The sequence below is a fragment of the Carboxydothermus islandicus genome, assembly GCF_001950325.1.
In the GTDB taxonomy this organism is placed as follows: domain Bacteria; phylum Bacillota; class Z-2901; order Carboxydothermales; family Carboxydothermaceae; genus Carboxydothermus; species Carboxydothermus islandicus.
Genome location: NZ_BDJL01000051.1, coordinates 1 through 6,959, shown reverse-complemented (window position 1 = coordinate 6,959; position 6,959 = coordinate 1). Strand labels below are relative to the sequence as shown.

Below are 6,959 nucleotides of genomic sequence, written 5' to 3'. Positions count from 1 at the left end.
GCTATATCTAAAAATAATTTGTCCCTACATTTTCGAGAGGTTTAAAAAATCGATGCAGTATTTTCAAGGGTTTGCGGGCTTTTTTAGGCCGTTTTTCGCAATTAACTGACAAACTCGGGAGATAAAAAAAACCGCCCATTTTGGCGGTCCGAATTAACGGTAGTTCGTAAACTGTAAAACGAGCCCAAAATCTTTTTCTTTTAAAAGCTTAATTACTGCCTGCAGGTCATCTTTCTTTTTCCCGGAAACCCGAAGTTTATCGTCTAAAATCTGCGTTTGAACTTTTAGTTTTGTTTGTTTAATCGTATCAATTATCTCTTTGGCTTTTTCCCTCGGTATACCCGACTTTAACTTAATAGTCTGCTTAACGGTTCCACCTAAAGCCGGTTCAACCTTGCCGTAATCTAAAAATTTTAAAGAAACTTGTCTTTTGACAAGTTTTGCTTCAAGAACATCAACCGCACTTTTCAGGCGATACTCGTCATCGGCAGTGATTTTAATTTCTTTTTCTTTTTCATTTAACTCAATTTCCACATTACTACCCTTAAAATCATAACGCTGGGAAATTTCTTTCAGGGCTTGATTTACCGCATTTTTAACTTCCGGCAGATTAACTTCCGAAACAATATCAAAACTATAATCGCTGGCCATTTTTGTCCTCCTTAAGCTTCTTTTTATCAAATTATACTAATATTTGTTTAAACTTGCCAGTATTTCTGCTCCAAAAGCCTAAATTGCAAAGCCTCAGCAATTTCATCAACATCAACCACTTCCTTTTCCCCCAAATCGGCAATGGTGCGGGCAACTTTTAATAAGCGGTCATAAGCCCGGTTTGAAAGAACCTTTTGCTCGAAAACTTCTTTTATAAATTCCTGAGCTTGAGGCGTTAGATTGAGATACCGTCTTATCTGTCTTGGCGAAAGTTCGGAGTTGGTAGAAATATTTAACTTCAGTTCACGATATCTTTGCACTTGAATTTCCCGGGCGCGCAAAACCCTCTTTCGAATCTCGGCAGAAGTTTCATTATTTTTAATATTTTCCATCTCCTGATACCGAACCCGCATTACTTCAACCTGTAAATCAATTCTATCTAAAAGCGGACCGGATATTTTGGCCTGATATTTATGTACCTGATGGGGTGTACAGGTGCACAAACGCTCCTCATCCCCGAAAAATCCGCAGGGACAGGGATTCATCGCTGCAATTAACATAAATCTTGCCGGGTAAGTAACCACCGATTCTACCCGGGCTATGGTCACTTCCCCTTCTTCCAGAGGCTGGCGCATCGCTTCCAAGACATCTTTCCCAAACTCCGGCAGTTCATCTAAAAATAGTACTCCCAGATGAGCTAAAGTAATTTCCCCCGGTCGAGGTTTTTTGCCGCCGCCGGTTAAGCTTATTTTGGACGCGGTATGGTGAGGACTGCGAAAAGGTCTTTTTGTAATAAACGGCTTATTTTTTAAAAGTCCTGCCACACTGTAAATTTTGGTCACTTCAAGCATTTCTTCATACGTTAAATCCGGTAAAATTGAAACTAAGCGTTTAGCAAGCATAGTTTTCCCTGTTCCCGGCGGACCGATCATCAGACAATTGTGGTTGCCTGCCGCAGCAATTTCCAGAGCTCTTTTCGCCACCGCCTGTCCTGCTACATCGGCAAAATCCAGCTCCTCATCGGGTTTTTCCCGGACTATTTCGGTAATATCAAGAAGCTTTTCCGGTAAAAGCTCTTCTTCTCCCGCTAAAAAAGCTACGATTTCTCTTAGGCTCTTTACTCCGTAAACCTCAACCCCGGACACCAGTGCTCCTTCGGTGCGGTTGTTATACGGCACCACCGCTTTGGGAATCTTTCCCCGCACCGCTAATACCGAAGGAAGGACTCCATCTACCTCCCTGACCTGACCTTCCAAGGATAGTTCCCCTAAAAAGATATACTCAGAAAGGTCAGCATTTAACTGTTCGCTCGCTGCTAAAATTCCGAGAGCTATTGGCAAATCAAAGTGGGAGCCTTCTTTTTTTAAGTCAGCCGGGGCAAGGTTTATCGTTATCCTGGCGATGGGAAAATCAAACCCGGAATTTTTTATCGCCGACTTTACCCGCTCCCGGGCTTCCTTGACCGCGGTATCGGGAAGACCCACTACCTCCATTCCCGGAAGCCCGCGGTTTATATCGACCTCCACCTCTACTATTTCTCCGTTAATGCCGTTTAAGGCAACGGTATGAACTTTGGAAAGCATTTATCTTCTCCTTTGGCCATTTTTGTTTCTTATTCGGCATATTTCAAAAAATTCCTCTAAAAAGAAAAAAGCCTGCTTGAAAAAGCAGGAAACAGCTGATTTAAAGAACTAGTAAAATCCAAAAAAATTATATATTTTCCTTATAGGCAAGAATAGCCAGTAATCGTCAATCATTAGAATTGATACAAACCACATAGCTAATCCCAAAAAGGATGCCAGGACGCTTTTTCTTGAGCTGTTAATTAAACCCAAGGAATGACCAACTGTTAATGAAAGTAAAATCCATACAATACTTAAAAAAAGCCACCATAATGAAAATCCTGTTAAATAACTGACGTTGTAAAAAGCAAGAATTGATAGCCAGTACCAGCGAAAGTTTATGCGAATTCCCAAAATTATACCAATTATCCCCACAATGATACTGGCGTAAGCTAAAAAACTTAGGAACTTCATTGTAAATCACCTCAAATTTTTTCAAATTTTACATAGCTGTTTTAATGCATTTTTATATTGCCAATCATAATCAACAGTTTTGTTTTCGTATAAAACATATTAATTTGCATTTTTTAAAATTTAATAATGAGCTATTGTAGCAACAGCAATAGCAATAAATAGCAATCCTACAGTTGCTAAAAATGTATTTAATCCTGTATTCATATTGTTATTATGAATTTTCTTTAAAATTATAACCATATTAATAACAAATAATGCACACGAAACAGGTAAGAAATAAACTAAAAAAATTAAAATATTTTTAATAAAACTATTCATCACCTAACTCTCCTTTAATATTTTAATGGCCAAAAGTATATGACTAACAAATAATTAGAAGGGGTAGCATTTACTTTATATGCCATATACCTAATGTAGCAGTTTCTGTAATATAAAAGTTATTGTTTTGCAAGTCAATCTACTTTCCAAACCCCATTGACCTTTACCACATGCCAATATCGATTTTTATTTTTATGAATATTCTTACTACCTTTATACCTAAAAGTGTATGAAACTTCAACCGATGCACTACTTGCAGATATGATTTTATAATTGCCAATTTTGTAGTTAATAAGCCTTGTACTATCAAAAGCTCTTTTAAAGTCAGCATAAGTCATCATGTAAATTAAACGCGTCATATATAAACTGAAAAGGTTTTTGCATAAAGTTACCAATGGGCCTTACTAAATCTTGATAACCAATCAAAGCAAGATAGTTAATAAAGATGTAAATAAAGGCGAATAGAAAAATCCCAAAAAAATTTTTTCATTTCTTTTAAGCGTCTCCTTTAATCGTTCTACTAAAAAAAACTACCCCTCCAGCCTAAGATACTGAAGGGGTTTATTTAGTTATTCAGCTACAAGGCCATTATCTTCAAGATTCCAAAATACACCAGGCATAAATTTTTTCTTTGGATTAGAAATTAAATGTTTATCAGCACTTGGATCTACAAGAAATACTAACTTATCTTCTGATAAACTAACTAATTTTTCCCTTTTAACATTGGCAACAATTTCAATAAAACCTTTAAACACCGCATCATTTCTTTTAATCATTTGCTCAAGGTCTGATGTGTTAAATAAATTGCCATTTTCTGGTGATAAACTTATTGTTGCCCTTAATCCAGTTTTATTTTCAATTACTCTTCCTTTGATCTGCAATACACTTAAACTGTAGTTTTGAACTAATTCCGCTAATTCTTTTTGATTTAAAGGTTTAATAAAAGTAATAGTTACTAAAACGTTCTCATTAGGACTTAAAGTTTCATTAATTTTATCAATTTTTACTTTGACTTGATTTTTATAATTGATTAAATCAGTTTTACTTGTCCCTACTACTTTATATGCAGCAATGGGATTAAATATTGGTTCCTTTTGTAAGGCTTCTACTCTAACTATAGTAAAACTAACAATACATACTAAAATTGCTAATAAGAATATCAAAATTGACGCATTAAACTTTTTCATACACAGTTTACCTCCCTATTTCTCTTCCATTAATACCTTGTTCTCCAGTGTTAAGAAATAAAATAAATCTCCTTCTTATTTCTTGGGTTATTAAAAAACTGACCAAATTGATTTGGAAATTTTACTACCACGTTATAATTTTTTAAATCCTTACTTTCGTAAAGGGATATTAACTTTTTCGGGTAATCCTGCCCTTGCTGGGCAAAAACCGTAGTTCCACCTATCCAGAGAGGACGAAAAAACCCTTCAGGTAAAGGATATTGAGTTATCTTTACCTGAAAATCATCAATACGGAATAAGTTTTTCGTGTTTCGCTCCACATTCGGCCAACAACCACTTAAAATAATGGTAATTATAAAAAAACCATCGTTTTCTTTAAGACTGACCCCATTTATATTTACCCTTTACGGCATTCGCACCGGTTCTTACTGCTGCCGGTGCTGTTAACTTTAATTTATTCTACTTTTCAATATATAAAATAGAATCTCCATATCTTATTCCGAATTTTCCCTTATGTCCTTTATCTAAGACAAAAGGTTTTGAATCTATCGAGGTCGTTTGTAAAAGCTTTGCCAACCTATTTGTCTTAATATTATAAATGTAGGCATTATGACTTATTGAATCAATAAGGAGAATTCTGTCCCCTTGGATTTTATATGAAAAAAGATTTTTTACATATTTCGAAAAATCAATTTTATAAAATTTCCCATTCTTTTTATTAAGCATGAATAGCTCCTGATTAAAATATTTCCCTCGAAATATCACAAATTGTTGATTCCCCTCTACGCTAAAGGGTTCGAATTCCTCCGGTATTTTTATCGATAATATATCTTTTTTATTACCTAAGCCCTCACTATGGAGATAAATATTACCGGCAGCATCTTTTTGTAGATAGGTTAAGTAATTTTCATTAATAATTGCCCGCAAATACGTATGTGGTATATAAATGTTGTTCCTTTCTTCTGTTGTATTATCATTGAAGTTATAAATCTTCAGTATTAATTCAGAAGTGTTTCTCTTATCTGGTTCAAACCATGTTAACAAATTATTATTAGCTTCAATAAGTAATGGAGCAAAATTTATTTCGTAAATTTTTTCAAACTGTTTTTTGGTCAGGTCATACTTTATTATTCTGGTATAATTACCTTTCTCTTCTTCCCAAAATAAATAGTTTCCTGAAACCGAGAGTTCCGCAAGACCATTTAACCCTTCCTGAGTTTCATACAAAACATTACCTTGATGATTTTTTAAACTATAGCTAATAACTTGTGTTTTTTTTACTTCACCAAAATTTCCATAAAAATCTATTGATACATAAACATTGTCACCATCAAAACAGTAATCTCCCATCGATGTATTGTTAGGCAGGTTAAGATCATTCAACGTTATCTTATTAAAATGATCAAGGACTGTACCTTTAGATAATTTTGGAGTTACCAAAATGAGATCATTTAGATTAAATTCGTATTTTCCATCTACATTTTTTGTTTTCTGATTAGATAGCAATATAAAGAAAAAAAAGAACAATATTATTATACTGGCAAAAACAATTATAAGTTTTTTCGTCATTTCTTTAATTCTCCTTTTTTATGTTATTTAACAAATTATCTTCTCTGAAATTGCCAAAAATTTTTCAAAGTAAAGCTGCAATAAAAACTTTTTTGACCCCAAATATTTTGCAATAATTTTTGCAAAATATTTGGGGTTGTCATGTAAAATTATTTATGAATCAAATGTAAATGTAAGGAAATAAAAACATGTATATACATCGTTAGCGAAACAGAAAAGTAGACAAAGCCTACTTTGCTGATATAAAATAATGAAAAGTAATTATGTCTTTGCCTGTCTTTTTAATATACAATTGGTCAAACTATTAGTAAAAAATGTAATAACGATTAACATCTGAAACTGCAGCTTTCACTTCATTCCCTGGAACAGAATGTGTGCCAAAGTACTTATTATCATAATTACAATCTTTCAATTCTGCAGAATCATACCTAGCATCCCACGCATCAAGACTTATATAATGCCCAGATTTATGGCCTCCATAATATGACAGGTATTCAGTTCTTGCGTGTAATATTACTGGCCGATCATTAAAAAGACTATGAATAATGTCATTTTCAAATGTTGTATAACTTGACGAAGAACCCAAGACATATGAATATTTCTTTGTACTAATATAAGAATTTAATACCTGTGTTAATTTATATACGTATGTTCCATCTTGTGAATTCGTTCCCATAGCCGTGGCAAGTGTTGTTTGCTTTTGTGCATCAGTAGTTCCTGAAACACTCCCTTGGAGACCTAAACCATAAAGCGTTTGAAGAGCGGTTGCTGGCCCACAATAATAACTGTTTATTTGTTGCTTTAAAGGAACTGAGCAATAATATATTGAGTAGTATTGCCCATATGCAGATATGCTTCTATTATAACTTAATTCTTCAGACTCAATTCTACTATTTACTAACCTTTCAATTAATTCATTTCCAGCTTTTTGACCATATTCAGATACCATCATATTGAATTGCTCATCATTCTTATACATCTCTGTGATTTCTTTTCTAAGCACATTTTTTTTTGTTTTCAAAATCATTTTTAGGATTTGCAAATGCAACCGTTATATTGCTTAAGATCATGGATATAATGTTTATGGCAAAATAAAAGTGCAGAGTTTGGCAAGGTAAAAGTGCAGAGTTAGGATTAGTAAAAAAAAACCATTGCCAGCAGTCCCAAAATCTAATAACCTCTTGTTTGTAGACCAATA

The 6,959-nt window shown here is 33.9% G+C and carries 9 protein-coding genes; all 9 read right to left on the bottom strand.

All coding sequences use genetic code 11. The features are described from left to right. Positions 1-153: 153 nt before the first annotated feature. On the bottom strand, positions 154-651 hold the full coding sequence (locus tag ciss_RS08015; RefSeq protein ID WP_075865755.1) for a YajQ family cyclic di-GMP-binding protein: 498 nt from the start codon (positions 649-651) through the stop codon (positions 154-156). Positions 652-698: 47 nt separating this feature from the next. After that, positions 699-2,234, bottom strand: a complete 1,536-nt coding sequence (locus tag ciss_RS08010; protein WP_075865754.1) for a YifB family Mg chelatase-like AAA ATPase — start codon at positions 2,232-2,234, stop codon at positions 699-701. A gap of 108 nt (positions 2,235-2,342) precedes the next feature. After that, positions 2,343-2,687, bottom strand: coding sequence for a hypothetical protein (locus ciss_RS08005; protein ID WP_075865753.1), 345 nt, complete (start codon positions 2,685-2,687; stop codon positions 2,343-2,345). Positions 2,688-2,807: 120 nt separating this feature from the next. Continuing rightward, positions 2,808-3,005 (bottom strand): hypothetical protein, encoded by a 198-nt coding sequence (locus ciss_RS08000; protein WP_075865752.1) that lies wholly within the window; start codon positions 3,003-3,005, stop codon positions 2,808-2,810. Between the two features lie 569 nt (positions 3,006-3,574). Continuing rightward, positions 3,575-4,192 (bottom strand): hypothetical protein, encoded by a 618-nt coding sequence (locus ciss_RS07995; protein ID WP_075865751.1) that lies wholly within the window; start codon positions 4,190-4,192, stop codon positions 3,575-3,577. Between the two features lie 50 nt (positions 4,193-4,242). Beyond that, positions 4,243-4,512, bottom strand: a complete 270-nt coding sequence (locus ciss_RS07990; RefSeq protein ID WP_075865750.1) for a hypothetical protein — start codon at positions 4,510-4,512, stop codon at positions 4,243-4,245. A 139-nt stretch (positions 4,513-4,651) separates the two neighbouring features. Next, positions 4,652-5,761: a hypothetical protein gene (locus ciss_RS07985; protein ID WP_075865749.1), complete on the bottom strand. Its 1,110-nt coding sequence runs from the start codon at positions 5,759-5,761 to the stop codon at positions 4,652-4,654. A 304-nt stretch (positions 5,762-6,065) separates the two neighbouring features. Next, complete coding sequence (locus ciss_RS07980) at positions 6,066-6,788, bottom strand: C39 family peptidase (RefSeq protein ID WP_075865748.1); 723 nt, start codon at positions 6,786-6,788, stop codon at positions 6,066-6,068. Continuing rightward, positions 6,757-6,959: hypothetical protein (locus ciss_RS13575; RefSeq protein ID WP_235837276.1), on the bottom strand; the 203-nt coding region annotated here is incomplete at its 5' end. The genes ciss_RS13575 and ciss_RS07980, both read right to left, overlap by 32 nt.

Bases quoted from the DNA above. Each gene is read 5' to 3' on its own strand.
- ciss_RS08015 (WP_075865755.1), bottom strand. From the start codon at position 651: ATGGCCAGCGATTATAGTTTTGATATTGTTTCGGAAGTTAATCTGCCG.
- ciss_RS08010 (WP_075865754.1), bottom strand. From the start codon at position 2,234: ATGCTTTCCAAAGTTCATACCGTTGCCTTAAACGGCATTAACGGAGAA.
- ciss_RS08005 (WP_075865753.1), bottom strand. From the start codon at position 2,687: ATGAAGTTCCTAAGTTTTTTAGCTTACGCCAGTATCATTGTGGGGATA.
- ciss_RS08000 (WP_075865752.1), bottom strand. From the start codon at position 3,005: ATGAATAGTTTTATTAAAAATATTTTAATTTTTTTAGTTTATTTCTTA.
- ciss_RS07995 (WP_075865751.1), bottom strand. From the start codon at position 4,192: ATGAAAAAGTTTAATGCGTCAATTTTGATATTCTTATTAGCAATTTTA.
- ciss_RS07985 (WP_075865749.1), bottom strand. From the start codon at position 5,761: ATGACGAAAAAACTTATAATTGTTTTTGCCAGTATAATAATATTGTTC.
- ciss_RS07980 (WP_075865748.1), bottom strand. From the start codon at position 6,788: ATGATTTTGAAAACAAAAAAAAATGTGCTTAGAAAAGAAATCACAGAG.